27 protein-coding genes are annotated in these 26,081 nt (G+C 47.8%); 8 read left to right on the top strand and 19 right to left on the bottom strand.

Annotation, left to right across the window (positions count from 1 at the left end; translation table 11 throughout):
- Window positions 1-577: 577 nt before the first annotated feature.
- A complete protein-coding gene (locus NH568_RS20590; protein WP_253050445.1) occupies window positions 578-1,138 on the top strand; it encodes a hypothetical protein in 561 nt (186 codons plus the stop codon).
- 28 nt (window positions 1,139-1,166) lie between these two features.
- On the opposite strand, the gene NH568_RS20585 is transcribed toward NH568_RS20590, so the two are convergent.
- From NH568_RS20585 to NH568_RS20530, 12 genes are all read right to left on the bottom strand, one after another.
- On the bottom strand, window positions 1,167-1,490 hold the full coding sequence (locus NH568_RS20585) for a hypothetical protein (protein WP_054014878.1): 324 nt from the start codon (window positions 1,488-1,490) through the stop codon (window positions 1,167-1,169).
- Window positions 1,491-1,492: 2 nt separating this feature from the next.
- Window positions 1,493-2,125, bottom strand: coding sequence for a DUF4178 domain-containing protein (locus NH568_RS20580; protein ID WP_253050443.1), 633 nt, complete (start codon window positions 2,123-2,125; stop codon window positions 1,493-1,495).
- 68 nt (window positions 2,126-2,193) lie between these two features.
- Window positions 2,194-2,883 (bottom strand): PspA/IM30 family protein, encoded by a 690-nt coding sequence (locus tag NH568_RS20575; RefSeq protein WP_138550819.1) that lies wholly within the window; start codon window positions 2,881-2,883, stop codon window positions 2,194-2,196.
- A gap of 15 nt (window positions 2,884-2,898) precedes the next feature.
- Complete coding sequence (locus NH568_RS20570; protein ID WP_046004856.1) at window positions 2,899-3,312, bottom strand: DUF2170 family protein; 414 nt, start codon at window positions 3,310-3,312, stop codon at window positions 2,899-2,901.
- Between the two features lie 79 nt (window positions 3,313-3,391).
- A complete protein-coding gene (locus NH568_RS20565) occupies window positions 3,392-5,083 on the bottom strand; it encodes a polyamine aminopropyltransferase (protein ID WP_253050458.1) in 1,692 nt (563 codons plus the stop codon).
- A gap of 48 nt (window positions 5,084-5,131) precedes the next feature.
- A complete protein-coding gene (locus tag NH568_RS20560) occupies window positions 5,132-6,031 on the bottom strand; it encodes a DUF350 domain-containing protein (protein WP_253050441.1) in 900 nt (299 codons plus the stop codon).
- A 24-nt stretch (window positions 6,032-6,055) separates the two neighbouring features.
- Entirely contained in the window at window positions 6,056-7,000 is a 945-nt protein-coding gene (locus tag NH568_RS20555) for a CHAD domain-containing protein (RefSeq protein ID WP_253050439.1), read from the bottom strand.
- A gap of 289 nt (window positions 7,001-7,289) precedes the next feature.
- A complete protein-coding gene (locus tag NH568_RS20550; protein ID WP_253050437.1) occupies window positions 7,290-7,736 on the bottom strand; it encodes a hypothetical protein in 447 nt (148 codons plus the stop codon).
- A gap of 90 nt (window positions 7,737-7,826) precedes the next feature.
- Window positions 7,827-8,609 carry a sporulation protein gene (locus NH568_RS20545; protein ID WP_253050435.1) on the bottom strand — a complete coding sequence of 261 codons (783 nt, stop codon included), beginning with the start codon at window positions 8,607-8,609 and terminating at the stop codon, window positions 7,827-7,829.
- Between the two features lie 408 nt (window positions 8,610-9,017).
- Window positions 9,018-10,667, bottom strand: coding sequence for a chaperonin GroEL (gene groL / locus NH568_RS20540; RefSeq protein WP_010383738.1), 1,650 nt, complete (start codon window positions 10,665-10,667; stop codon window positions 9,018-9,020).
- Between the two features lie 61 nt (window positions 10,668-10,728).
- Entirely contained in the window at window positions 10,729-11,016 is a 288-nt protein-coding gene (locus NH568_RS20535; RefSeq protein WP_010383739.1) for a co-chaperone GroES, read from the bottom strand.
- A gap of 163 nt (window positions 11,017-11,179) precedes the next feature.
- A complete protein-coding gene (locus NH568_RS20530) occupies window positions 11,180-11,686 on the bottom strand; it encodes an FxsA family protein (RefSeq protein ID WP_054014888.1) in 507 nt (168 codons plus the stop codon).
- A gap of 174 nt (window positions 11,687-11,860) precedes the next feature.
- Between NH568_RS20530 and cutA the strand changes: the two genes are divergently transcribed.
- From cutA to NH568_RS20500, 6 genes are all read left to right on the top strand, one after another.
- A complete protein-coding gene (cutA, locus tag NH568_RS20525; RefSeq protein ID WP_253050433.1) occupies window positions 11,861-12,181 on the top strand; it encodes a divalent-cation tolerance protein CutA in 321 nt (106 codons plus the stop codon).
- Window positions 12,181-14,010 carry a protein-disulfide reductase DsbD gene (locus NH568_RS20520; RefSeq protein ID WP_253050431.1) on the top strand — a complete coding sequence of 610 codons (1,830 nt, stop codon included), beginning with the start codon at window positions 12,181-12,183 and terminating at the stop codon, window positions 14,008-14,010. The genes cutA and NH568_RS20520 overlap by 1 nt, the downstream gene beginning before the upstream one ends.
- A 236-nt stretch (window positions 14,011-14,246) precedes the next feature.
- Window positions 14,247-14,708: a type II 3-dehydroquinate dehydratase gene (aroQ, locus tag NH568_RS20515; protein ID WP_253050428.1), complete on the top strand. Its 462-nt coding sequence runs from the start codon at window positions 14,247-14,249 to the stop codon at window positions 14,706-14,708.
- A 19-nt stretch (window positions 14,709-14,727) separates the two neighbouring features.
- Window positions 14,728-15,195 carry an acetyl-CoA carboxylase biotin carboxyl carrier protein gene (accB, locus tag NH568_RS20510; protein WP_253050426.1) on the top strand — a complete coding sequence of 156 codons (468 nt, stop codon included), beginning with the start codon at window positions 14,728-14,730 and terminating at the stop codon, window positions 15,193-15,195.
- 21 nt (window positions 15,196-15,216) lie between these two features.
- Window positions 15,217-16,557 carry an acetyl-CoA carboxylase biotin carboxylase subunit gene (accC, locus tag NH568_RS20505; protein WP_253050424.1) on the top strand — a complete coding sequence of 447 codons (1,341 nt, stop codon included), beginning with the start codon at window positions 15,217-15,219 and terminating at the stop codon, window positions 16,555-16,557.
- 169 nt (window positions 16,558-16,726) lie between these two features.
- Window positions 16,727-17,656 carry a DMT family transporter gene (locus NH568_RS20500; RefSeq protein WP_253050422.1) on the top strand — a complete coding sequence of 310 codons (930 nt, stop codon included), beginning with the start codon at window positions 16,727-16,729 and terminating at the stop codon, window positions 17,654-17,656.
- Here the strand turns inward: NH568_RS20500 and NH568_RS20495 are convergent.
- The 4 genes from NH568_RS20495 to NH568_RS20480 form a co-directional block, all read right to left on the bottom strand.
- On the bottom strand, window positions 17,616-18,122 hold the full coding sequence (locus NH568_RS20495; RefSeq protein ID WP_253050420.1) for a DUF2489 domain-containing protein: 507 nt from the start codon (window positions 18,120-18,122) through the stop codon (window positions 17,616-17,618). The two genes, NH568_RS20500 and NH568_RS20495, sit on opposite strands and share 41 nt — an antisense overlap.
- Window positions 18,123-18,125: 3 nt before the next feature.
- On the bottom strand, window positions 18,126-18,701 hold the full coding sequence (yihI, locus tag NH568_RS20490; protein ID WP_253050418.1) for a Der GTPase-activating protein YihI: 576 nt from the start codon (window positions 18,699-18,701) through the stop codon (window positions 18,126-18,128).
- Window positions 18,702-18,723: 22 nt separating this feature from the next.
- On the bottom strand, window positions 18,724-19,374 hold the full coding sequence (locus tag NH568_RS20485) for a class I SAM-dependent methyltransferase (protein WP_253050416.1): 651 nt from the start codon (window positions 19,372-19,374) through the stop codon (window positions 18,724-18,726).
- 647 nt (window positions 19,375-20,021) lie between these two features.
- Entirely contained in the window at window positions 20,022-20,654 is a 633-nt protein-coding gene (locus NH568_RS20480; RefSeq protein ID WP_253050414.1) for a c-type cytochrome, read from the bottom strand.
- Between the two features lie 370 nt (window positions 20,655-21,024).
- On the opposite strand from NH568_RS20480, the gene yihA reads away from it, so the two are divergent.
- Window positions 21,025-21,672: a ribosome biogenesis GTP-binding protein YihA/YsxC gene (gene yihA / locus NH568_RS20475; protein WP_253050412.1), complete on the top strand. Its 648-nt coding sequence runs from the start codon at window positions 21,025-21,027 to the stop codon at window positions 21,670-21,672.
- A 29-nt stretch (window positions 21,673-21,701) separates the two neighbouring features.
- Here the strand turns inward: yihA and NH568_RS20470 are convergent, their stop codons facing one another.
- From NH568_RS20470 to polA, 3 genes are all read right to left on the bottom strand, one after another.
- Window positions 21,702-22,232: a DUF1285 domain-containing protein gene (locus NH568_RS20470; RefSeq protein WP_253050409.1), complete on the bottom strand. Its 531-nt coding sequence runs from the start codon at window positions 22,230-22,232 to the stop codon at window positions 21,702-21,704.
- Window positions 22,225-22,788: a YceI family protein gene (locus NH568_RS20465; RefSeq protein ID WP_253050407.1), complete on the bottom strand. Its 564-nt coding sequence runs from the start codon at window positions 22,786-22,788 to the stop codon at window positions 22,225-22,227. The genes NH568_RS20470 and NH568_RS20465 overlap by 8 nt, the downstream gene beginning before the upstream one ends.
- A 434-nt stretch (window positions 22,789-23,222) precedes the next feature.
- Window positions 23,223-25,976 (bottom strand): DNA polymerase I, encoded by a 2,754-nt coding sequence (gene polA, locus NH568_RS20460; protein ID WP_253050405.1) that lies wholly within the window; start codon window positions 25,974-25,976, stop codon window positions 23,223-23,225.
- Window positions 25,977-26,081 lie beyond the last annotated feature (105 nt).

Genomic DNA, 26,081 nt, shown 5'->3' with positions numbered 1-26,081 from the left:
GCCCGGAGTGACCTTAAGTTGCTGATTGGTTGCATCATCCAATGCGGCATGTGCTCTGGCTTTGGGATGCTGTTGAAAAAAACGTGCGCGTGATTGGTGTTCTGCCATGAGTTGCTCCTTAAAAAAAACACCGCCCCATGCCAGCTCTTTCACTCATTGTGGTTAACGGGTACACACCCGACATACATATCATGATGTAACACATAGAGCCGACCTGGTGGCCTGGGATAATAAACTGTCCCTACTACCTGCTGACTCCAGTAAGGTTTACCGCCTGTATCGCAAGCTGCTGCCTATGATGCAAGCCAGCGGTGATATCAGGCCCTGTAACTCTAGCTCAGTCACGCCTGTTCTGCCTGCTCATATTATGAATATATTCATGGTTACCACGAAACCGTGCGCTTCCCGCTCCATTTTTCCAAGCCACTATCATTTAATCAAAATACTCAAATGTTGGTAAAAAGCAAAATATAAAGCCCAGTAACACACTAAAAAATCAAAGAGTTAAATATGGAACACCCATTGCTTTCATACGCTACATACTAACTAAGAACAAACCCGATAAGGAAGAAAAAGTATGAATACACAACAACTCAGCAGAACAAGAAATGTGTTTCTTGCTGGCGTTTTGTTGCTTCAGGCAGCTCAGCTAATTTGGGAACATTTCAATGGTGGCATCGTCACCCATCATTTACTGATGCGTGCAGATTTACCGGGCGTTTCAAACTGGTGGGGGCTGATTATTTTGCCCGCGCTGGTGTGGATAACTGGCATACACATTCAGGCAAGGTTGACGGCAAGCGCTCAGCACGACATGGCCGACAATAAAGCCTGGCGCACTATTCAATTAGGGTTTGGTATGTTGTTGCTGTTCAGTTTGTGCCAGACAATCGTATTCAGCCTGGGCTTTCATACGCTGGCCAAATTCATGTTACTGGGGCTGTTGATCACCGCACTGTTTGTGCCACTGTACAGAATGGAGTGCATCCTGGGCTATGTACTGGGTGCCTGTTTAATGTCAGGACCCGCGATGCCCTTTGTCGGTGTGGTATTGTTTGCAACGGTATCGGCTTTGTCTCATTTTGCGATAAAACCGGTGATTGCACGCGTTATTACCAAAAAGCACATCACAAGCTGATGAAATAGGAAGCAGGGTGAGCACAGAGCTACCCCTGAGACTCGGTATAGCGATTGATCAGTAAACTGGCAACCTGCTGCTTTACTGCGCGCTTATCGGTGGGGTCCACACCAAAACGTTGTGCCAGCAAGGCAATTTCTTCATCGGTTAGATTAAACGACAATCGCTGCCGGGTTTTTTTTGATTTGACCTCTAAATCGAGGATTTTTCGGATCATATCCGACGGCGTGAGTTCTTCGTCAATAGCCTGCTTTTTAAGGCTTTTCTGAACCTCAGTGGTTAAATCAAACGCCATCTGGGTGGCACGCAACGCCCGTTCCTGACGTTGCCATTTAGCTTGTTTATCAGTCACTATCAGGCCCCGGGAAACAGATCAACAATGTCGCTAAGCGGCCGAGTTAAAACCAGAGATACGTCTGTCTCACCGCCATCCCAAATTTCAATATTGATACTGTGCTTCTCATCGGGCGATACCAGCTCAATCACTTCACAGGTTTCACCGCTTTCATCCTGGTAACGTGGTAATGTGCGACCCCGATAGTCCTGCTCGTAATAATAGGCCACATAAGGTGCCTCGCTTTGCTGGTAGCTCTGTCCCAGAAAACGCTCAAAGGCTGCCGGCCTGGCCTGTGTCTTAATTTCTGTCAGGGATTCTTCATCAAAAATCCGCGCAAATTCGTCCAGCGTAAATATCGCATCCACATCATCGCGTTGGATCTTCACTGCAAAGTTAGCAAATTCTTCGCCGTCATCTTGTTCTATCTGTAAAAAGACCACTTTGCCTGACTCTGATTCAAGCACAAACTCATACTCAGCACTGTGTTGATATTGATAGGTTTGCACCGCTGTAACCTTAAGCGTCTGACCTTTCAGCCAATCGGGGTAGGCAAAGGAATCAATCAACGTCAACATGTCTCCGACGCGCAAGTCGCGGGCATGATTCAACTGACGCTCAGGGGCTTTCTTAGATTTGAAAAAACCAAACATAACTCACCTTTGAGAAAATAAACAAGGCAAAAAAGGAGGCCAGGCCTCCTTTTATCATTCAAACCACATTACTTGGCTTGTTTTGCCTTAATGCGATCCAGAATATCATTGCTCTTTTGCGTTGAGCCAATGCCCGCTTCCGCCATTTTTGCTTTCAGATCCGCGCCTGTTTCAGCAGCTTCCAGCTCTTTCGCTGCGGCCAGTTGGTCTTGTCTGTCCAGCTGACGTTGCTTAATACGCTCCAGTGACTGACGTGCATTCACCATAGACGACTCATTGGTGTTAAGCGTGCTGTTTACCGCCATGGTGGCCTTTTGCACGCTTTCAGTGGTTTTCACCATAGTCAACTGACGCTGATTTTCTTTGATCGATTTTTCTGCGTCCTTAACTTGCTGCTTAAGCAGGATCACATGCTTAGTAAAGCCATCCAGCACTTGCTGATGCTCTTCTTTCTCTGTTTCAAATTCACCAATTTTTTCAGCGATTTCGACTGCCAGCGCTTCATTACCCTGCTGTAATGCCTGACCTGCGTAGTCTTCATGCTCGGCAATGCTCTCATCCAGGGCGGCCAGTTTGCGTTTAGTCTGCATCTCTTTCGCCATCACTTCGGTCAGGCTTTTTTTGGCTTTTGCCAGCGCATTTTTGGCGTCGGCAATTTCCTGCTCAAAGATACGAATGCCATTGGCATCGACAATCGATTCACCCACTTCACGGGCACCACCACGTACGGCTGTAAATAATTTCTTTAAAATACTCATCTCACTGCTCCACTATTAATCTTTTAAATACACAGTCACGGCATCAAGCGCTTCGATGGCATTGTCTGCCAGAGTGACCAGTTCGTGCGTTATCTCATCGATGGAGGAGGAAACAGCCAGTGCGCCAAAAATAGCGTACTGTTCATCAATCTTAGCAAACGCACTCAAGGGGATAGGTACATTGAGTTTTAACAAAGCTTCATTTAACTCGTTCAATAACTCAGGCTTCACTTCGTTTTCGTTAAACAGATAGCTGATACACACCAGCTGCTCTTCTGTCTGAGTCACAAAAATCGGTAATTCGTCATTTCCCTCTACAATCACTTGCAATACATCTTGCTCACCCTCATTGCTGATCAGAAAGGACTCGAAGTTAGCACCTTCCGTTTCAAATGATGCCAATTTGATTGATAGTTCATTTAATTCCATCTTTTTTACCTTTTCGTTTTGACATATTATGTCTGAGTTAAGATTTGCACGTGCGACATAATATGTCAACACTATTGCGTTAATTTTTATACAACTCATCTTCCGTTTGCCATGCCTGGCGGTAATAATCGTACAGAACACCAGAACCTAAACGATTGACTTCAATATCTTTATTCTTATCAAAGAAACGGTTAGGAAACGCGAAAGAGGACAGTAAATATTTTTTGCTTACCCAGTTGCTGGCAACCGGCAGGTGCTCGGCTAATGCAATTCTTGCACTGGCGGGCTGGCCGGTACGCGTTGCAATTGTCCACCCCCATTGACCAAAGGAGGGAATGTTCTGCTGATACTGCTCTACATGCTCAAACCCGGCCTGCTTTACCGTTTTTGCGATACTGATAAAGGCACTCTTAGCATGGTAAGGCGATGTCGACTGAATGGCCAATGCTCCATCGGGTGCCAACAGTTGACGAACATGATTATAAAAATAATCACTGTAAAGTTTATTCAGATCCGGATGGTTAGGGTCTGGCAGATCAATAATAATTGTATCGAATTGCTCACCGCGGTCGAGCATACTTTCGACTTCTAAAAAAGCGTCTGCCACAATCACCTCTGCTCTGGGGGAATTAAGCGCATCCTGATTGAGCCACACCAGCTTGGAGGTAATCTCTGGTCTTGCCTCAAACGCCTGACCCTGTAAACCAAACAATGACAGCAGCTGACCATCCAGGTCAATCAAGGTTGCGCTTTGTACCGGCCACTTAAGTACATCACGTAAAGCCAAGCCGTCGCCACCACCAATGATCAGCACTTTATCATGGCGATTAGACGCCAGCATAGCCGGGTACACCAGCATAGTGTGATAGATTTGCTCGTCTACTGATGAAAACTGTAAGCGCCCATTTAAAAATAAATCATTAATAGGAGTCGCCTGCGTACGACTGAGGCGCTCCGTGATCACCACATGCTGATATTTGGTCGACTCGGAGTAAATCACTTTGTCTTTGTATAGCACATTGCTGAGGTCTTTCATCCATGCAGTGCCATTGAGTAGTATCACGGTAAACACGCCCAGCAACAGGATATGACACACCAGCAAGAGCCTGGCAAAGCGCACATACGGATGATAACGCCACAAAAAAATCAGCCCGGCAACAATGTTAAACAACGCTGTCCAGGCAGCAGCCTGCATAATGGGCAGCGCCAGCATAATCATGACCCAAATCGCGGCGCCGACTCCCGCACCAATATAGTCTGCCCCATAAATAGTGCCGGCGTTATTTTCCAAAAAGCGACCATAGACCTGCTGACGAATACGGGCGATCAAGGGAATTTCCATGCCTATCAATATACCCAGAATTAAGCCAAATATATAAGGCAAAAAGCGGGCAAACTCTTGCAACTGCTGGAGCGGTCTGCCATCGAGTAAACTATCAGGTGGCAGGTTATAGAGACTGGAGAGGGTGTGAGGTAAGGTGTAGGTCAATGCGATAATGCTGGCGATGATCAAAATACTGCTCATCCCCAGTAAAGCAATCAGGCTTTCCAGCCAGGCAAACGCCGTAAATGGGTCTTTAAACCAGCGCGCTAAGAATGCACCTATTCCCATTGCCACTATCATAGTGCCTATCATGGCATAAATGGCGCTTTCAACTGAGCCAAGCACCCTGCCGGCATAATGGGAGAGTAAATATTCATAGATCAGGCCACAGCCAGCTAAAATGGCCATCACACCGATCAGTAAAACATCGTGACCAAACAGCGACATGCTGCCGGTCACTTTAGGTTGATTTGGGGTTACCGATACACTCAAGAATTACGCACCCAGCAAGGTTGCCATGGTAACACCGACCGCAAAGGACACCGCCGCGGAAATGGTTGCTACACCAATGTTCTTCTGACGATTCACTTCATCGGAAATATCAGTGCCGGCCAGAATAACCTTGATCATCACCAGGTGTAACAGTGCGAACAAAACGATACTACCCAGTGCGGCAATACTCCAGTACGTCAGGCTACTGATCATATTGTCGGCCACATACGGTGCCAGGCCAGACGCTGCAGTCAATGCCAATGCTGCACCAATAAGAAACCCGGCATAGCGAATACCGACCGCCACATTGTTGTCCACAATGGCCTGTTGCAAACAGTCACCGTTGCGGTTTGTGCGTTTAAACAGTTGTACCCGGTATTGGCTTACCAGCAACATGCACACGTTACCTATGACAAAAGCTGCCACCACAATAGGCAACCCATACCAGCCTTCCGTCAGTACCCACAGCAACGCTGAGCGGATCACAATAGCAACACTGACCACATGACCAAAGTCAATCAAAGCCGACGTGATGTTGCCTTTGAGGATTTCACTGTGCAAATCCACTTTGCGCAGCGCCACTTTATCCTGAAAAAAGTGTCCCAGCTTGATCAACACAATCCCCACGGCGCCATAGCCTGCCATTTGCAGGGCTTCCTGAGTCAGTGTACTTGCGAAAGCACCGCTGGTTATTCCAGTCAGTACAATGGCAAGCCCGGTCAAACCACCAGCAAAACTCAAACCAAAAGCAAAGTTGTCGCGCTCGGTAATTTCGTCATTCGCGTGCAGGTTTGACACCCACCCCTTGATATATTTTAAGCTCACAAACAGGGCAATGATCACCGCCATATCGATGAGAAGTGCCTGAAATGTCCAGGCAGTTAATCCGTTAAATTGATACATGTATTAACTCCGCTATCTGATGCACTACTTGCCCCGGCTAACGCCGCGAGAGGTCCGGTTTGAACTATTGCGAATTGAGCCTGATCCCGATTTTGCTCTCGAGTAGCTGCTTCGCGATACTGATGAGGGGGTGTGACTGGCACGACTGAGACCAGAAGCGCCCGATTTTCTTTTTGCATAGGGGCTAGTAAACTGCTTACCCTGGCGCTGATAAGACTGCCGGGTACGCTGCTCAATCGTATTCTGGCGCTTGTAGCTCTGATAACTGGTGTATCGTTTGCGGCCATAATCGCTGTAGTAGCTATATTTTCGACGCTTACTCCAGCTGCTGTATTCTACATCCCCCAACAAATCACCGAGCATTCTGTACATGCCATACCACATCCAAAAACTGGTACCATTGGAGCTGGTCTGCCACTCACCATAGTTGGCGTTGCCGACTAATTGGTTACCCACTGCTTGTTGGCCGTTATTGGCTGCCTGCTCGGCAGCCTGACTGACAGCACCAACCCGAGCCAGTGTGCCGTTGGACATATCGGCCAGAACATTGATGGGATCAGTCAGTGCATCGTTGAATAAACTCACAGAAGCAGCTTCTTTGAGTAGTACCGCCTGCTCAATAAGGTCATCACTGCTCATACCCGGCTGAGGAGATTTGAGCGCCTGATAGCGGGTCAGTAAATTTTGATATAGTGGACCGGCACTGGTTGCATCCTGTGCAACCAATTGAGCAATCTTACTCAATTGTGGATTCTGCTGACTCAGCACCTTGCCATATTCGGTTAAGAGATTGGCATTACGCACTTGATTTTTATCGAGCGCATCACCTAAGGTGTTGATGGCCCTTGAGGCGTCCTGAAGTGTGTAAGTAATCGTTTGCTGGATGCGCTCCTCTTTCGATTCGCACCCCAACATTAAGCACATTACACAGAGCAGACTTATCAGTTTCCAAACTTTAAAATCGGACATTCATTGTCACCTGATCTACCTTGATACGAATTCAGATTTTCTATTCTACATAATTGCAGTGGATAACCAAGCACCAATATATAACTCGCTTCATAAAGTTCAAAAAATAGAGGTACAGAGGTGAAAGTCAGTATGTGTAGACATACGCAAACATTGAAATAAAAATGACGTTTAAATGAGATATAGATACTTGCGCAAAAAACGGTATTAACAATTCATTTAATAATAATCACATAGGGAAGAATTATGGGCAGATTTATTCTGCCCATTAATACGCAAATGCCAAAGGCTAGAAAGTCACCAACACTTCAACATCATCACCTTCATATAATGCTGTATAGTTAATGATTGCAGGCTTTTGACCACCAGGGCTCATCATGCTGGCACTACACCATATTTTTTGTAAACTGACGTCCTGAGAGGACTGTGCGATATCTGAATACCTCAGATCCTGTTGCTCTATCGCTTCGTCGACCGCATCCAGTACTTTTGCCAAATCTGCCGAGCGCCCTTTGACCTCAACAGCTCGCTCGTACGTGATTTCGCCTGCTTTGCCAGCCTGGGTTAGCATCACATTAAACAACTGAGATTTTGCCTCTTCTTTTACGATGTCATGAACCAATTCCATGACATCATCATCGTCGCATTGTGGCAGCTCAGTGGATGGTTCGTCACTACCACATGCAGTAAGCAGTAATAAGGCTGGGATAGTTACCAAAGAAGTGAGTGCTTTCATTATGGTCCTTATAATTATCTATAAAATAGTCGGTGCCTGCGGCATAACTGCCGTGTTGTATACCGCGGGCCTGGCAATAAAACCTGAGTGTTAACAGTTATCCTCAAGCAGGTCATAAATCAGATCTTCGAGGTCCTCCAGGTTATCTTCGTCAATAACCAGGCGAGCCTTTGATTCATCTAAATCAAGTGCCTCGGCAAAAAACCCTCTGAGGCCCCGAGCTTTACGGTCAATTTCAAAAATAACCTCCAGCTGACTGCCACGATTGAAAAAGACGATCTCTACTTCATCGAAACGGCCATGAAATTCGCCGGCAATGGTTTTGAACTCCAGCTCCTGTACGAATGGCAGGCGAGAGAAAGAAGCCTCTTCAATGCCTTCACAGTCTGATTCATACAATTTGAAACCCAGTTCTTCCATGCTATCGATAACGGCTTGTTGCAGGTCGGTTGGCACAACACGGATATAATCACGATCGGATTTATCCAACGCCATGTCGATGTCCAGATTAGTGGCAATCCAGGTTTGAGACTCGCCGACTGTGATAGGCGTTTCCAGGTCTAAATCAAATGCAAAGGGAATATGCTTTTCATCACCTGGCTCAATGGCAAAACGCTCATTAATACGAAATTTGGCTAAGGTGTGTTGCTTAGTGACAGTTTCCGACTCACCTTCACTGTTTTCTCTTTCAACGGTGTAAGTACACATCACTTTGAGATCGATTTTGTTGATCTCCTGAGCAACTTTGCCGCCGTTAATTTTAACTGTGCCGGAAATTTCCTCGCCAGGTGCAACCTGGTGATGGTCTAACAATGTGTCTACTTTTGCTGCGCCAATACCAACAGCGCCAAGTGCTTTCTTGAAAAAAGACATATTCATCCTTATTGATTTTATTACCTTCAATCTTTGAAGGTTTTCACGGTCGATTATAGAAAAGAATATAAACGCGTCAACCGCTTTTTCTTTGCAAACATTTGACGATAATAATACAAACTCACAAAAGTACGCCACATTGAGAGTATATTTACCAACAATAAGAAGCATTACTTATTTAATTATTAAGATGAGAAGAAAAGCTCACATAAATATGATTATATTTATATGAAAGAGTTAAATTAAATAGATTAACCTCTATTAAAACAGATATATCGCACAATCCTGATGTTCAATTTCCTCAGTACAAACGACCTCATCACATCGTTCACTTTGCCAAATTTTTATTACATAAAATGAAAAACCCGGCAAAGCCGGGTTTTCAAAGCGTATAGTGCCGGGGGACGATTACATCATGCCGCCCATGCCGCCCATTCCGCCCATGCCACCCATATCAGGTGCAGCAGCTGCTTCTTCCTTCGGAATTTCAGCAACCATGGCTTCTGTGGTGATCATCAGGCCAGCAACAGACGCTGCAAACTGCAGTGCAGAGCGCGTTACTTTAGTTGGGTCAAGGATACCCATTTCAATCATGTCGTCATACTGACCGTTCGCTGCGTTGTAACCATAGTTACCTTCGCCGCCTTTCACTGCATTAACAACCACAGATGCTTCGTCACCCGCGTTTGATACGATTTGACGTAGCGGTGCTTCCATCGCGCGTAACGCAACTTTGATACCGTGGTTCTGATCTTCGTTGTCGCCTGTTAGTGATTCGATCTTGCTCGCAACGCGAACCAGTGCAACACCACCACCAGGTACTACGCCTTCTTCAACCGCAGCACGCGTTGCGTGCAGGGCGTCTTCAACGCGATCTTTCTTCTCTTTCATTTCAACTTCAGTTGCGGCACCAACTTTGATCACTGCAACACCGCCGGCCAGTTTAGCCATACGCTCTTGTAGTTTCTCTTTGTCGTAATCTGAAGTCGCTTCTTCGATTTGTGCTTTGATTTGTGCAACGCGGCCGTCAATACCTTCCTGCTCGCCCGCACCATCGATGATGGTTGTGTCATCTTTAGTGATAACAACGCGCTTCGCAGTACCCAGGTCTTCAACTGTTGCTTTTTCAAGCTCAAGACCAATCTCTTCAGAGATAACGGTACCGCCAGTCAGGATAGCAATATCCTGTAGCATCGCTTTACGACGGTCGCCAAACCCTGGTGCTTTAACCGCTGCAACTTTTACGATGCCACGCATGTTGTTCACAACCAGAGTCGCCAGCGCTTCACCTTCAAGGTCTTCAGCGATGATCAACAGAGGCTTGCTGGTTTTTGCAACCGCTTCCAGAGTTGGCAGCAGTTCACGGATGTTAGATACTTTTTTATCAACCAACAAAATGTGCGGGTTATCAAGTTCTACCTGGCCTTTTTCCGCATTGTTGATGAAGTAAGGAGACAGGTAACCACGGTCAAACTGCATACCTTCAACAACGTCTAATTCGTTCTGTAGCGACTGGCCTTCTTCTACGGTGATAACACCAGATTCACGACCTACTTTTTCCATTGCTTCTGCAATGATGTCACCAATTTCTTTGTCAGAGTTTGCAGAGATAGTACCTACCTGAGCAATCGCTTTCGCGTCTGAACAAGGAACAGATAGCGCTTTAAGCTCTTCAACCGCAGCAATCACGGCTTTGTCGATACCACGCTTCAGATCCATCGGGTTCATACCCGCAGCCACTGACTTAAGACCTTCATTCACGATAGCTTGTGCCAGTACCGTTGCAGTCGTAGTACCGTCACCCGCCGCATCGTTTGCTTTAGACGCAACTTCTTTCACCATTTGCGCGCCCATGTTCTCGAACTTGTCTTCCAGTTCGATTTCTTTTGCAACAGATACACCGTCTTTAGTAATGGTAGGGGCACCGAATGATTTATCCAGTACTACGTTACGGCCCTTTGGACCCAAAGTTACTTTTACTGCGTCTGCCAGTACGTTTACGCCTTTAAGCATTTTAGTGCGGGCATCGCCTGCAAAACGAACTTCTTTAGCTGCCATGATATTTATTCCTCTAAATTCTTTTCGATTAACCGTTAAATGTTGAGTGCGACGACCGGGCTTATTCTACGATGCCCAGGATGTTATCTTCGCGCATGATCAGGTACTCCTGACCTTCGATTTTTTCTGTTTTCTCAACGTACGAGCCGAACAATACTGTGTCGCCCGCTTTAACTTGCAATGCTCTCACTTCACCATTGTCCAACACGCGGCCGTTGCCCACAGCAACCACTTCACCACGGGTTGATTTTTCAGCGGCAGAACCAGTTAAAACGATACCGCCAGCAGACTTTGTTTCTTCTTCAAGACGCTTAACAATAACGCGATCATGTAAAGGACGAATGTTCATGTGTTTAGTTCTCCTAACAGTTTCTGAACAATGACAGAATACATAGTGTAAGATGTTTGCCCGCTCAAACTCACCGTTTATAAGGGGCTAACTAATTAATTTCTAAGTTGCTTCACTTTATGGGGATGGGCAAAACAAAACCCAAGCATTTTTTTCAATTTTTTTAGTCCTTGCGTTTAAACTCGCCTTCTAACGTGGTATTCCCCTCATCACGCTGCGATTGTCCATGACCTGAAGGACGACCAGCAAACGGGTCAAACTGCTGCTCTTGTTGCTGTGTAGTGTGTTGGCTGAACATGCCACCACTTTGCACCTGTACGGTGGCACGTTGCAGCAGCGCCTTGGCTAATTTTTGGCGAATGGCTGGCGTGAGCAGCATAAAGCCCAATACATCAGTCATAATTCCCGGCGTCATCAGCAATACACCGGCAATGATCACACAAATACCGGCAAACAGATCGCTGGCGGGTAACTGGCCGCGTGCCATTTGTTGTTGCACATTGGCGTAGGCACCCAGACCTTGTTGCTTAACCAGGCGCGCCCCAAACACCGCAGTCAGGATCACCAGTGCCAGGGTGGCAAATCCGCCGATGACTTCACTGACTTGCAGTAACAGGGCTATTTCAGCGATGGGAATAACAATAAAGAGTAAAAAAAGGACTTTAAACATAGGATCTCCAAAATAACTGAAATAGATGTATGGGTCCTCGGGTCTTATTTCAAGCCCGCGCATCAGGCACGGCAAAGCACACGATCAATGCGCTGAAAGTAAAGGTGAAGCGCTTGGGATACCCAGCATGTTTGGTTACACTAGAGCAAATTTAGCTCAAGTGAAAGGATAACCATGACGACGCCTTACCGATTAGTCATGACCACCTGTGACACTCATGCGCAGGCCCAAGACATTGCCAGGCAGCTGGTGGCAAATAAACAGGCAGCCTGTGTGAACATTTTGCCAAACGTTGAGTCCATCTATGTATGGCAGGGTGAGGTCACTCAGGACAGCGAGTACAAGTTAATGATTAAAACGCATGTTGACTTGGTCGAGGCCGTCATGGAGACCATTCACCGTTTGCACCAATACGATGTGCCTGAAATTCAGGTCATCGAAGTCTGTGCTGGATCGCGGGACTATTTTAACTGGATTGATGAGGTACTGAATTAATGCGAATGCTGACGCGCTTTTTACCCAGCGGCATACTGGCCGTTTTGACCGCCCTGTTGATGCTGCTAAGCACCGGCAGCCAAGCGGCAGGCAATGCTACTGTGCTCGATAGCTTGCTCGCTCCCAAGCAGCAAACGTTTTTACCCGTCGAAGAAGCGTTTAAGTTCGACTTCGACCAGCAGGGCAAAGTGCTGTTTACCGGCTGGGACATTGCACCCGGCTACTACTTATATAAGAAGAAACTGGAGATCATCGCCAAAGGGGCCGACATTTCAGTGCCCGAATATGCGCAGGGTGAAATGATCGAGGATGAATTTTTTGGCAAAACCGAAGTGTATTTTGACCAATTTGCCGTGATCTCCCGACTCAGTAACATCACCGACGGTGCAGTCGTCAAAATTCGCTATCAGGGCTGTGCCGAAGCCGGGCTGTGTTACCCGCCCGAAGTGATCACTGTGCCTTTAACTGTACTCGTCAGTGGCGGCGATGCTGATGCAACCCCTCCCGCCAAAGCAACCAGCCAGCCTGAGCCTGGATCCGCTAACGGCGACGATTTGAGCTTCACGGAGCGACTGGCGCAGCAATCGCTGCTCACTAACCTGGCGGTGTTTTTTGCGGTGGGTGTGGGCCTGGCCTTTACACCGTGTGTTTTCCCGATGTTTCCAATCCTCTCTAGCCTTATTGCCGGACAGCAAAATTTGTCGACTAAAAAGGCCTTTAGTCTATCTTTTGTTTATGTTCAGGGCATGGCCGTGACCTATGCCGCTCTTGGTTTAGTGGTGGCCTATTTTGGTGGCCAGGTGCAAGGCTATCTGCAACATCCGGCGGTGCTGATAAGCTTTAGTTTACTGTTTGTGTTACTGGCCTTTGCAATGTTCGGCTGGTACGAAATCAAACTGCCCAGCGGCATGATGAGTAAGCTTACTGAGATCAGTAATCAGCAAAGTGGCGGCAACTATGCCGGAGTGTTTTCCATGGGCGTGTTGTCAGGCCTGATTGCCTCACCTTGTACCACGGCCCCCTTGTCTGCGGCCCTGCTTTATGTTGCTCAAAGCGGCGACTTTATGGTGGGCGGCCTGACGCTGTATGCGCTGAGTCTGGGTATGGGTCTGCCGCTGCTGCTGCTTGGCACCTCAGGCGGTAAACTACTGCCCAAAGCGGGAGGCTGGATGGATCAGGTGAAAACCCTGTTTGGTTTTGTCATGCTGTTTGTGCCGCTGATCCTGCTGGAGCGGATCCTCGACTTTAATATCATTCTGGGTCTGGCGTCGGTGCTGGCGGTGGCAACCGCATTGTATCTGCACCACTGGCAAAGTGCTCAGGCACAAGGCAAAGGCAAAACCCTGCTCTGGGCAATGGCAACCAGCTTATTCGTAGTTGGCTTGCTGACAGCCAGAAGCGTGGTTTTCCCGGCACCTGAAACAGCTCAAACAAGCGTGGCGCAAAATGACACCAAGCAAGGCTTCAGACTGCTGGACGACCTGGCTGCACTAAATGTGGCAGTCGAGCAAGCCAACAGTAACGGTAAAATCGCCATGGTGGATCTGTATGCCGAGTGGTGTGTGGCCTGTAAAGAGTTTGAAAAATACACCTTTCCTACCGAGCAGGTACAGGCGCAGTTTGCCTACTTCGATACCTTAAAGCTCGATCTGACCGAAAGTAACGACACCACCATAGAGATCATGGAAGCATTTACGGTATTCGGTCTGCCCAGTATTTTGTTCTTTGATACCCAGGGCAATGAGATCCCCGAACTGCGCATCACCGGATTCCAGGATGCCGACGAGTTCGCCGCTCACCTCGAAAAAGTACGCCAATACGTGATGTAACCTGCTTTTTAGCGAAAGAATTGTTCCCCACGACACAGAGGCCTGAAGAATTGCCTCTGTGTCTCGTCTCTTCCTATGCTGATTAGACCAGTATTTTGCTGCTATTTACCTTGAACTCTCTATAATAGTTCGCGAACGTGAGAAATATTTGCTATTTACTGTGCATACGCTTAAGTTAACAAGGTCTTTTTCGAAAAAAGTGGCTTTGTTTTCTAAATAAAGGAATTTCACGCATTATGTCTACAAATTTGAAGATTTTAGTCCTGAATGGCCCAAACCTGAACATGCTGGGCCGACGTGAGCCGGATAAGTACGGCACCCGGACCTTAAAAGACATCATGCAGAGCCTGACGCAAAGCGCAGTAAAATACGATGTTGAGCTAAGTCACTTTCAGAGCAATAGCGAAGCAGAGCTGATTGAGCATATTCATGCTCAGTATGATCGTGTTGATTGTATCATCTTCAACCCAGCTGCTTTCACGCATACCAGTATTGCTTTGCGAGATGCCCTACTAAGCGTCAGCATTCCGTTTTATGAAGTGCATTTATCAAATGTCTATGCACGCGAGCCCTTTCGCCACAAGTCCTACTTTTCGGATGTGGCGCAAGGCGTAATATGTGGATTAGGTGCACTGGGCTACGAAGCGGCATTAATGGCGGCCGTAGCCAAGCTGCGCAAACAAGATAACTCAAATTAACTAACAGGCGGGTCAAGTTATGGATATTCGCAAGATCAAAAAACTTATCGAATTAGTAGAAGAATCAGGCATTGCTGAGCTGGAAATCACCGAAGGTGAAGAGTCGGTACGCATCAACCGTCACAGCAGCGCGCCAGTCATTGCTCAGCCACAGCAATACTCATTACCAACAGCAGCAGCGCCTGCAGCAGCGCCTGCAGCAGCTCCAGCACCAGCCGCGGAAGCACCAGCTGCAGCCAGCGACGCGCCTGCCGGCCATCAGGTAAAATCACCTATGGTAGGTACTTTCTACTCAGCGTCTTCTCCAACTGCTGCGGCTTACGTAGAAGTGGGTTCAAAAGTTAACGTGGGCGACACACTGTGTATCGTTGAAGCGATGAAGATGATGAACCAAATCGAGTCAGACAAAGCCGGTGTTGTAAAGGCGATCCTGGTTGAAAATGGCGATGCGGTTGAGTTTGATCAACCTCTGTTCATCATCGAATAATGCCCCTGGAAGGTTAACACTATGCTAGATAAAGTAGTCATTGCAAACCGAGGCGAAATTGCGCTTCGCGTATTGCGTGCCTGCAAGGAGCTGGGGATTAAAACAGTTGCGGTCCATTCGACTGCCGACCGTGACCTCAAACACGTGCTACTTGCAGACGAAACCATTTGTATTGGTAAACCCGCCGCCAGTGAAAGTTACCTGGATATTCCACGCATCATTGCTGCAGCTGAAGTTACTGATGCCGTTGCCATTCACCCGGGCTATGGCTTCCTGTCCGAGAACGCAGATTTTGCCGATCAGGTTGAACAGAGCGGCTTTATCTTTATCGGTCCAAAAGGCGATACCATTCGTCTGATGGGTGATAAAGTGTCAGCGATCGAAGCAATGCGTAAAGCAGGCGTCCCTTGTGTACCTGGTTCAGACGGTCCGCTGACGGATGATAATGAGCGCAATGTACAAATCGCGAAGCGTATCGGTTACCCGGTGATCATCAAAGCTGCCGGTGGCGGTGGTGGTCGTGGTATGCGTGTTGTACGCTCTGAAGAAGAGCTACTTGACTCAATCGCACTGACGCAAACTGAAGCACAGCAATTCTTTGGTAATGGCATGGTATACATGGAGAAGTTCCTTGAAAACCCACGTCATATCGAAGTACAAGTCTTAGCAGACGGACAAGGTAATGCCATCCATCTGGGCGAGCGTGACTGTTCAATGCAGCGTCGTCACCAGAAAGTGGTAGAAGAAGCGCCTGCACCTGGTATTACCGCAGAAATGCGTAAGTTCATTGGTGATCGCTGTACGCGTGCCTGTATCGAGATCGGTTACCGTGGTGCCGGTACGTTTGAATTCTTGTATGAAAATGGTGAATTCTACTTCATTGAGATGAACACACGTATCCAGGTAGAACACCCGGTGACTGAAATGGTGACTGGCGTTGACCTGATCAAAGAGCAGCTGAAAATTGCCGCTGGTCAACCGCTGTCTATTACTCAGGATGATGTAGTAATTCGTGGCCATGCCATTGAATGTCGTATCAATGCCGAAGATCCAGTCAGCTTTATTCCGTCTCCAGGCAAGATCACGCGCTTCCACCCGGCCGGTGGTTTGGGCATTCGCTGGGACAGCCATATCTATGCTGACTACACAGTCCCGCCGCATTACGACTCCATGATCGGTAAACTGATCACTTACGGTGAAAACCGTGATGTGGCCATTGCCCGTGCACGTAATGCCCTGAATGAACTTGTGATTGACGGTATTAAAACCAATACCCCGCTGCACAAGAAAATTCTGGCGGACGAAAACTTCCAAAACGGTGGTACCAACATCCACTACCTGGAAAAGAAACTGGGCCTGTAAGCCCGTTTACGCAGGGGAGAAGGCGCCCCTGCGTATATTCCCTCCCCTTGCCCCAAATAGCCACTTTCAGAACTCATTGTTCATTTATCGTTGCATCCAGACGCCACTTCCGTCACTTTAATTGCATTATTCACCTCACCTACAGACTGGCTCTGTAAAAGGGAAGATGATGACATTATCTAGTTTTTTACGTTTGATCTGTCTGGCAGCAATCTGGGGCGGTTCATTTTTATTTATGCGTATTGCCGCGCCGACCTTTGGACCGGCTTATCTAATCGAGTTCAGAGTGAGCTTTGCCGCACTTGCTTTGCTCGTGATAGCCTGGTATCTGAAGCAATTGCTACATTTTCGTGTTCATGCACGCCACTATTTTACGCTGGGCTTACTCAATACCGCGCTACCCTTCGTGCTCTTTGCCTATGCGGCGCAAACGCTTACTGTATCTATGCTGGCAATTTTAAACGCCACGGCTGCCATTTGGGGTGCTTTGATCGCTTTTTTCTGGCACCGAACGCCTCTTTCAGTGAAGTCCCTGCTCGGTATGGGGCTGGGTATTTTTGGCGTTATTGTCTTAGTTGGCTGGGATAAGACTCTTGTCTCAGAAAAACTGGTTTGGCCGGTTCTGGCGGGTGTACTTGCTGCAGTCAGTTACGGGGTTGCGAGCAATTATGCTAAAAATGCGCCCCAGATCCCCGCGTTTGATAATGCCCATGGCAGCATGTGGGCCGCCGTCCTCTGGCTACTGCCACTGCTCCCTTTCATACCCATGCGGGCAGTACCAGATAGTGCCGAGATCTCTGCCGTGATCGCCTTAGGGGTGATCTGTACCGGCATTGCTTACTTGTTGTATTTTAGATTAATTTCAGAGGTAGGCGCGGCTTCTGCGCTATCGGTGACTTTCTTAATCCCCCTGTTTGGGATTGTCTGGGGCTATCTGGTGTTAGACGAGCAGGTTGGGCTCAATACGTTAGGCGGGATGGTACTGGTATTAACGGGAACTATGCTGGTGACGGGCTTTTCACCCGCCACCCTGCGCGCGCACAGTAGCTCATGTATGGCTACTGAAATACCACATTTTCGCTGCCAGGCAGCGGTTTAAAACGATTCAGTAGCTTTTCACAGTCTTCCAGGATCTGAGCTTCAAGGCGCTCTTCAGCACGCCAGCGCTGCGCATCCATTTTATAAATCTCTTTCTTACTGTATTTTTTTCGAGCGTCATGGGTCGGCATTTCTTTGACTTCCTCGTACATCTCATGCACGCCCGGATAACTCTGGCTCAGCTCGATTTCCTCGTCAAAGCTGTATTGAGACATCAGCACCCATACCCGCAAACAGCCTTCAGAGTACTCACACTGCTTCTGCTGCATCGCTTTGGCTATCAGATTGATACTATCGGACAGCTTGGCATTTCGTTCCTGACGAGAACGTGCCAGCTTCTCTTTTTGCTCCTGCTGCAATTTTGCTATCGTGTCTTTCTGAACTTTCAGCTGCCACAGCAGCTTGCCGGCGTAAAATGCCAGACCGGCGATGATCAACGCGCCTACCACAATCGCGGCTATCCACATAGTTTAACGCTCCTCGTCTTCGTCTGTTAACCACTCATCTGCCAGATCACTGCTCATCCACTGATCCAGCTCATCTTCCTGGGGCATATCAGCTTCTTCGAACTCATCATCAATGCCCAGTAACTCACATAACTCCTGATGGCGTGCCACTGACTTATTGAAGTACTTAGCATCTTTGCCCGTTAATAGCTCGCCACGCTCATGACGCTCCAATAGTGCCATCAGACGCTCATCATTTTCCAGTTGCTGCAGTTCTTCTTCCGGGCTTAAAGTCACCACAGCCACTTTCTTCAACTCGACCTGAGGTTTAAGATCTCGTTTTAGCTTAGGTTCATTAACCTGCTGCGGCTGGGGCACCAGAGCTATCGGCTTTTTACTGCCAGCACGCGGATCCTTTTTAGTACCTGTGGTGTTGTGCTCATCGACTTTGGCTTCTTGTGCATTGCGAGATCCAGGCTTCTTACCTTTGTGCTTTTTATTGCGCTGCTCTTTGAGCGCTCTGAGCTCCTGGAGCTTCTCTTTGCTTAACCTTGGCGTACCTATGTTGCCAACCTTACGGGATTTCTTCTTTCTCGTCATACTAGTCTTTACTCATTCTGTACTATCGCTTAGTTAAAATGATGACATCATTACCAATCACTTCAACCTGGGTATTAAATTGCTCTGCAATATAGGCAAATGTCTCACGGCTAAAAAACGCAATATGGGTTTGATCGTTTTTATAGTGCCAGTTTGCAAAGCGTGCTGGATCTATTACCAGCTTAGTCATTAATGCCAATGGTGCACCAGGCTTGAGCATCGCCAGTAACTGGTGCAGCACTTTGCCGGGCTGGGCCAGGTGTTCTATCACCTCACTACAGGTAATAAAGTCATACTGGTGATCCAACACTTTGGGATCATTGGCATAGTATAAATCATATAGCGCCATTCGATGGCCGGCCTCGGTTAGCATTTTAGCTAACAGGGGGCCTGGACCACAGCCAAAATCCAGTCCTGATTGGGCCGCCGGTAAACGCTCGCACAGTGGGTCAGCCAACCGTGACAGAAAGCGCCGATAGCCGGGATCCATCAGATCATTTTCATGGCTGTCATAAATGGCTTTTTCTTGCTCAGCACTTAATCTCTGTTCGGGGGAAACTGACACCAGCTTGCAGCGCTGACACTGCCAGTAGTCTCTGAATTTGTCCTGATGGTAGTGCGTCAGTGAGTCGCCTTCGCAAAGGCCGCAACGCCATGACTGTGGATTTTGCAACTGAGATAAACCGAAATGCCTTAAAGGCCGTATTGTATCAGCAATCAATTAGTGAACAAATATGCACACACAAATAAAAAAGCGGCAGAGATTGCTCTCTACCGCTTACTAATCTGAGCGTCACAAACTGGACACTTCTCCCTTCGACTTTTAAGTCTTTATTATTTTTATTGTGGTATCTTCCGTTTTGTTTTTGTTGTCACTTCCGTGAACACTTTCCATATTGTTATTGTTATCAAACTTCCAATGCATTTTTTATTTTCGGTCTTCCTGACACTTTCTTGGTCATCCTGCGTATTCAAAGAGAATACATAATCCTGCCACCGACGCTTCCGATACGAATTGTCCCTGTTTTTGTATTATCTGGCGACAACGAATAATCTACGCCGATCTGAAACAGTTACAACTAAACAATAACAAAATTATTACCTGAATATTTTAGAACAACATCAAACCAATTTTATTACAATAGGTTACAACTGAACGCAGGATGAAATTAAGTCAAGTCCTACACCCTACATAAGCATATATCCTACATTAATATTGAGATATATCTCACAAAGTAAGATCAAAAAAAGGCAGCCCTGTTGCTGCCTTTTTTACAATACCCAGAGTTTACACTGGGCTTATTTTGTATCTATACGACTTTAGTGTAGGCCACCTAAGTATTTAGACAATACTTCGATGTCTTTATCGGTCAGTTTCTTCGCAATGTCACTCATCATGCCGTTTGGATCGTTGTTACGATCGCCACTGCGGAATTTTTCAAGCTGTGCCTTGATATACTCAGGGTGCTGGAATGAAATTTTCGGGAACTTTGACAGAGACGTACCGTTACCACGTGGACCGTGACACGCAGCACAAGACGGAATACCACGCTCAGCATCGCCCGCTTTATATAGTTTTTGACCGACTTCAACCACATCTTCTGGTGTAGTACCTGAAGACATAGGCAGCGACGCAAAATACGCAGACAAGTCTTTCATGTCTTGATCCGATAAAGGCATAGCCATGCCACTCATCACAGGATCCATACGACCTTCTTTACCACCCGACGTCATGCCAAGCTTAAACTCTTGTAGTTGCTTGTAGATGTAATCCGCATGTTGACCAGCGATTTTCGGATACATAGTAACAGGAGCATTGCCATCCGGACCGTGACACGCCGCACAGGTTGCTGCCTTTGCTTTACCGGCTTGCGCATCGCCATCAAATGCCGCGACGTTGCTGGCTGACAAGGACCCTAGCAACATAGTTAAAGTTAATGCTATTTTTTTCATGGTAAATTCTCTGTTTCCGACCCTGTAATTTTGACCCCAGCCGAAAAAGCCTCGTTTCTTTTACTGCGTGGGCAAATCTTATTTGAGACCGACTGACCAAGCTTGCTAATTGTGCACTAATTGGCACCGACAAAGTCAACGGGCTCGAGTTTTACGTTGCAATTGCTACATTCTACACGATATTAATTTCTCTGGCACGTTTTCTGCTCACATTAAGCCCATAAATTATAGGGATTTGACCTGGATTAAGTTTCCCCTTGAGGACATAGCGTAAAAACTCACCCAAGGTGAAGATTTTATCGGCTTTTGCTTTAGCAACCAAGTATAATAAAATAGACAATAATGAGATCAATCCCCTTGAGGAGTCGAAGTGCTAAAATCCCGCATGCCGTATAATCGTGCTCAGTTTGTGACGAGTGCCCCTGATATTTCCCGATTACCCGCCGATACCGGCATTGAAGTTGCGTTTGCCGGACGCTCCAATGCAGGGAAATCCAGTGCGCTAAACGCCCTGACTGATCAGAAGCTGGCACGGACCAGTAAAACGCCGGGCCGTACTCAGCTCATCAATACCTTCTCACTCGATGATGATAAACGCCTGATCGATTTACCCGGATATGGCTTTGCAAAAGTGCCGCTGGAAATGAAAAAGAAATGGCAGAAATCACTGGGCGAATACTTGCAAAAGCGTCAGAGCCTGAAAGGTATTGTGGTATTGATGGACATTCGTCACCCGCTCAAAGACCTGGATATGGACTTGATTAACTGGGCTGCTGGCAGTGACATTCCGGTACTGGCACTGTTAACCAAGGCCGACAAGTTAAAGCAAGGCAAGCGTAAAGCAGAGGTACTGCAGGTGCGTAAAGCACTGGCGGAGCTTAACGCCGATATTACCGTACACGCGTTTTCTTCTTTAAAAGGGTTGGGTCTTAAAGAGCTGGCCTGGCAGCTGGATGACTGGTTCCTGGGACCATATGTCAAAGAAGAGGCTGAGCAAGACACGCCTGCTGCTGAGTAATAGCCTTCAGGCTGCGCCCCTGGCGCAGCCTAGCCAATCACAAACGGCATATCTGCCGACGTTAACACAAACTCATCACCCCGCGCCTGTGCCAATTCAGCCCACTGATAATAGACCGAACGGCTAATTCGCGCCGATAAGCCATAATTGAGCATCAAATATGGGACTGGCTGACCGTGGTAGGATTTAAGCACCAGGGGAAACTCGCTGCAAACAGGCCATAACCGGCCCAAATTATCCTGTGCGATTAAAGTCGTCGACAAGCCCAACGAGGGTGCCTGGTTGCAATACTGCCAGCTTACAATCACAAAGGGACTATCTGCGACTTTTACCGGGCACGTCTCGGCGGGTGACTTAAGCAGATACTGGCCCTGCTCATAACACAACACGCTGGCGAACAGCCTGACCAGTCCTTCTCGACTGATAGGCGCGCCCTCATGAAACCAGCGACCTTGTGCGTCAATTTCAAATGCGCCGACGCCACACTCATCCGCATGCCAGCGCCCGGTGGGTGCATGCTGCGTCACATAATGTGAGATCAGCACATCTAGATTACTCACTGAACACCAGATTGAAAGTAACCGGTACAGCGGTTGCAATTGTATTCAGACCAGCAACTTTACGCAGCGCTTCAATCCCCGCATCCAGGCCAAAATCACGACTGTTGATCAACACAGCGCGCAGTGGTGTCACCTGAAGTTGCTGATTGGCTTTGTTCACCACCAGATCCACATTCAGTGTTGCAACCTGACCATGCAGTGCCAGCGTAACAGGCACCTTTTGGATAATTTGAACACCCGGTTTCAGTGACTTGAGATACTGACTCACATTGGCAGTGATTTTAGCCTCTGGGAATTTAGCCACCTCAAACAGCATCTTTTGCATGCGTTCATTACGAATGGGGATCAGGCTTTCAACGCTGCTCAGGTCCAGTCTTAAATCCAGTTCACCGGCTTTATTTATGGTGCCAGACAGCTGTTTAAAGTGATGGTTTTCAGCAACACTGCCCGCCTTAATGGAAGTGAAACTCACATCGCTGCGCGCGCTGTCTAATTGCCACGCCTGAGCGAACTGCGCCGACAGGCCAAGAACTGAAAAAAGAAGGGGTTTAAGCATGACGTATTCCTTGAAAATGAAAGTCGTCATCTTAACTGTATCCTGTAAGCAGATGCAACGACATAGCGCGTAATACTGGCCTGACATGGCGCTTGGGAAATATTCGAGTGAGAGAGAAAAACCGGCTCGCACCATTCACATTGCGAGCCGTTATAGCAATCTGGGGAGAAGCTATCAATACACTGTATCTTCACAAGGAGAGATACATCATCAACAGGATGTCCTACAGGAAGAGGACGCGCGCACTGTAGCAAATCACTTAGGGGAAATAAACAGCCAAAAGCAAGTTATGCGCCAATTTGATATTTTTTAAACATCAGATTGTGCATTTTTACCTCTGAGTTACACCAGATACATTTGCAGGGCCCGCCATTGCTGGGTTCCGGGCAATAAAAAACACGGCCTGAGCCGTGTTTTTCGGGATACCCATAACGCTAATGCGCCTGCTCCCAGTTATCACCATGGTCCGCTTCGACCAGTAAGGGGACATCCAGCTTGGCAGCGTCACTCATGAGCTGACAGACATGCTCGCTAAACTCCGCCACTTTATCGGCTTTCACCTCAAAGACCAGTTCATCGTGCACCTGCATCAACAGCTTAATATCACTGTCCTGCTGAGTCGCCAGCCACTGTGCCACTTTAATCATGGCCTTCTTGATAATGTCCGCAGCCGTGCCCTGCATTGGGGCATTGATTGCTGCGCGCTCAGCCGCCTTACGACGGGCACCATTACGCGCCTTGATATCCGGCAGATATAAACGTCGACCGAACAGGGTTTCAACATAGCCCTGCTCTGCGGCTTTCTCCCGTGTCGTCTCCATATATTCAAGCACACCCGGGAAGCGTTCAAAGTACTTATCCATATAGTGCTGTGCTTCATGGCGCGGAATATCCAGCTGTCTGGCCAGACCAAAGGCACTCATACCGTAGATCAGTCCGAAGTTGACCGCTTTGGCCTTGCGGCGCATATCCGACGTAACCTCTTCAAGCGGTACAGAGAAGACCTCTGATGCAGTGGCACTGTGGACATCTTTACCTTCTGCAAAGGCTTTTAACAGACCGGCATCCTGCGACAGATGCGCCATGATCCGCAGTTCAATCTGGCTGTAGTCCGCTGCCATAATTACATGGTCCTGATCTGCCACAAATGCCTGGCGGATCCGGCGGCCAGCTTCATTACGGATCGGAATGTTCTGCAGGTTAGGATCGGTGGAGCTGAGACGACCAGTGGCCGTGACGGCCTGATGATACGAGGTATGAACTCGCTGAGTCTGCTCGTTAACCATCTTGGGCAGTTTATCGGTATAGGTGGATTTCAGTTTGGCCAGGCCACGATGCTCAATGATCAGTTTAGGTAATGGGTAATCATGGGCCAGCTCCTGCAACACCTCTTCCGCGGTAGACGGCGCGCCTTTTGGCGTTTTCTTTAAAACCGGCAGTTCCAGCTTGTCGAACAAGATTGCCTGTAACTGTTTGGTCGAGCTGAGGTTGAACTCTTCTCCCGCCAGCTCAAAGGCTTCCTGCTCCAACTCTTTAAGACGCGTTTCAATATTATGGCTCTGCTGTGCCAGCATACTGCTGTCAATCTTCACACCAGTGCGCTCAATATCAGACAACACGCTGACCAGCGGCAATTCGATGTCTTCAAATACACTCACCAAGGTCGGATGCTGCTGTAACTGTGGCCAAAGGTGCTGATGCAAACGTAAAGTAATATCCGCATCTTCCGCTGCATACGGCGCCGCTTTATCCAGTTCAATCTGATTAAACGTCAGCTGATTTTTACCCTTACCCGCAATCTCTTCAAAGCTGATATTTTTGTGACCCAGATATTTAAGCGCCAGCGAATCCATATCGTGACGAGTGCCAACGCTGTTAAAGACATACGACTCCAGCATAGTATCAAAGGCAATGCCATTGAGCTCCAGACCGGCGCGCGCCAACACGCTCTTGTCGTACTTCAGGTTTTGCCCCACTTTTTTATGCTTGGGATCTGCCAGGATCGGACCAATCAGGTCAAATACCAGTTGTTTGTCTAATTGCTCCGGAGCACCCATATAATCATGGCCCAGTGGCAAATATGCCGCTTCACCTGCAGCGACCGCAAAACTCATCCCCACCAACTCTGCCTGCATATAGTCCAGACTGGTGGTTTCGGTGTCAAAGGCAAACAGCTCAGCCTCACGCAGCTTATCGAGCCAACGATCCAACTGCTCGCGCTCTAAAATGGTTTCATAGTCAACTTCAACGGGTGGCGTAACCAGCGACTCCTGTTCGGTATCTGCGGCCGTTTCCGGTGCGCTTTTACCATCGAGCAACTCTGCCAGCCAGCGCTTGAATTCACATTGACCATATAGCTCAATCAGCTGATCTTTGTTCATGTCCTGGATCTTGAATTGTTCCAGATCTTGCTCAACCTCGCAGTCTAGTTTAATGGTCGCCAGCTCGTAGGATAGCTTTAACTGTGCCTCGTGTTCAGCCAGCTTCTTCGCCATGGTTTTGGAACCACGGAAACCCAGATCAGCGATTTTATCAAGATTTGCATAGAGATCGTCAATTGACCCCAGGCCCTGCAGCATAGCCAACGCTGTTTTTTCACCAACGCCAGGTACACCTGGAATGTTATCCACTTTATCGCCCATCAGAGCCAGGTAATCGATGATCAATTCAGGTCCGATGCCAAATTTATCCACCACCCCTTGCGGGTCTAAAATGGTGTTGGTCATCGTGTTGATCAGCGTGACATGCTCATTGACCAGCTGCGCCATGTCTTTATCACCTGTGCTGATCAATACATGCCTTTGTTGCTCTGACGCCAGGCGGGAAAAAGTCCCGATCACATCATCGGCTTCAACGCCTTCAATACTGACCAGCGGCAACCCCATAGCACGAATAATATCGTGGATCGGCGCTATCTGCGTGCGCAAATCATCGGGCATCGGCGGACGATGTGCTTTATATTCGCTGTACATCTCATTTCTGAAAGTCGGCCCTTTGGCATCAAACACCACCACCATATGGCTGGGCTGATATTGCTTGAGTAAGCTTTTCAGCATATTGATGACACCATAGATGGCGCCCGTGGCTTCTCCTTTTGAATTGGTCAGGTGCGGTGGCGCATGATAGGCACGAAACAAATACGACGAACCATCGACCAGGATCAGCGGGTTTTCAGGGATCTGAGACATAGTTATAGGGATCCTAAAATTGGAAGTTTTAAATCTGGGTTAGCATGCCATAAGGACGAGAATAAAACGAGTCTGGCACAGTCCAAAACGACCCATAAGAAATGG

Source organism: Pseudoalteromonas sp. XMcav2-N, from assembly GCF_024124545.1.
In the GTDB taxonomy this organism is placed as follows: Bacteria; Pseudomonadota; Gammaproteobacteria; order Enterobacterales; family Alteromonadaceae; genus Pseudoalteromonas.
This window is presented reverse-complemented; position numbering and strand designations above follow the sequence as displayed.

Coding starts and splice junctions, on each gene's coding strand:
- accC (WP_253050424.1), top strand. CDS start 15,217: ATGCTAGATAAAGTAGTCATTGCAAACCGAGGCGAAATTGCGCTTCGC.
- NH568_RS20500 (WP_253050422.1), top strand. CDS start 16,727: ATGACATTATCTAGTTTTTTACGTTTGATCTGTCTGGCAGCAATCTGG.
- NH568_RS20580 (WP_253050443.1), bottom strand. CDS start 2,125: ATGTTTGGTTTTTTCAAATCTAAGAAAGCCCCTGAGCGTCAGTTGAAT.
- NH568_RS20590 (WP_253050445.1), top strand. CDS start 578: ATGAATACACAACAACTCAGCAGAACAAGAAATGTGTTTCTTGCTGGC.
- aroQ (WP_253050428.1), top strand. CDS start 14,247: ATGTCTACAAATTTGAAGATTTTAGTCCTGAATGGCCCAAACCTGAAC.
- polA (WP_253050405.1), bottom strand. CDS start 25,976: ATGTCTCAGATCCCTGAAAACCCGCTGATCCTGGTCGATGGTTCGTCG.
- NH568_RS20535 (WP_010383739.1), bottom strand. CDS start 11,016: ATGAACATTCGTCCTTTACATGATCGCGTTATTGTTAAGCGTCTTGAA.
- NH568_RS20545 (WP_253050435.1), bottom strand. CDS start 8,609: ATGTCTTTTTTCAAGAAAGCACTTGGCGCTGTTGGTATTGGCGCAGCA.
- NH568_RS20565 (WP_253050458.1), bottom strand. CDS start 5,083: ATGTCGCTGTTTGGTCACGATGTTTTACTGATCGGTGTGATGGCCATT.
- NH568_RS20495 (WP_253050420.1), bottom strand. CDS start 18,122: ATGTGGATAGCCGCGATTGTGGTAGGCGCGTTGATCATCGCCGGTCTG.
- NH568_RS20480 (WP_253050414.1), bottom strand. CDS start 20,654: ATGAAAAAAATAGCATTAACTTTAACTATGTTGCTAGGGTCCTTGTCA.
- NH568_RS20575 (WP_138550819.1), bottom strand. CDS start 2,883: ATGAGTATTTTAAAGAAATTATTTACAGCCGTACGTGGTGGTGCCCGT.
- groL (WP_010383738.1), bottom strand. CDS start 10,667: ATGGCAGCTAAAGAAGTTCGTTTTGCAGGCGATGCCCGCACTAAAATG.
- NH568_RS20465 (WP_253050407.1), bottom strand. CDS start 22,788: ATGCTTAAACCCCTTCTTTTTTCAGTTCTTGGCCTGTCGGCGCAGTTC.
- cutA (WP_253050433.1), top strand. CDS start 11,861: ATGACGACGCCTTACCGATTAGTCATGACCACCTGTGACACTCATGCG.
- NH568_RS20555 (WP_253050439.1), bottom strand. CDS start 7,000: ATGTCCGATTTTAAAGTTTGGAAACTGATAAGTCTGCTCTGTGTAATG.
- NH568_RS20530 (WP_054014888.1), bottom strand. CDS start 11,686: ATGTTTAAAGTCCTTTTTTTACTCTTTATTGTTATTCCCATCGCTGAA.
- NH568_RS20570 (WP_046004856.1), bottom strand. CDS start 3,312: ATGGAATTAAATGAACTATCAATCAAATTGGCATCATTTGAAACGGAA.
- yihI (WP_253050418.1), bottom strand. CDS start 18,701: ATGACGAGAAAGAAGAAATCCCGTAAGGTTGGCAACATAGGTACGCCA.
- NH568_RS20560 (WP_253050441.1), bottom strand. CDS start 6,031: ATGTATCAATTTAACGGATTAACTGCCTGGACATTTCAGGCACTTCTC.
- NH568_RS20520 (WP_253050431.1), top strand. CDS start 12,181: ATGCGAATGCTGACGCGCTTTTTACCCAGCGGCATACTGGCCGTTTTG.
- accB (WP_253050426.1), top strand. CDS start 14,728: ATGGATATTCGCAAGATCAAAAAACTTATCGAATTAGTAGAAGAATCA.
- NH568_RS20550 (WP_253050437.1), bottom strand. CDS start 7,736: ATGAAAGCACTCACTTCTTTGGTAACTATCCCAGCCTTATTACTGCTT.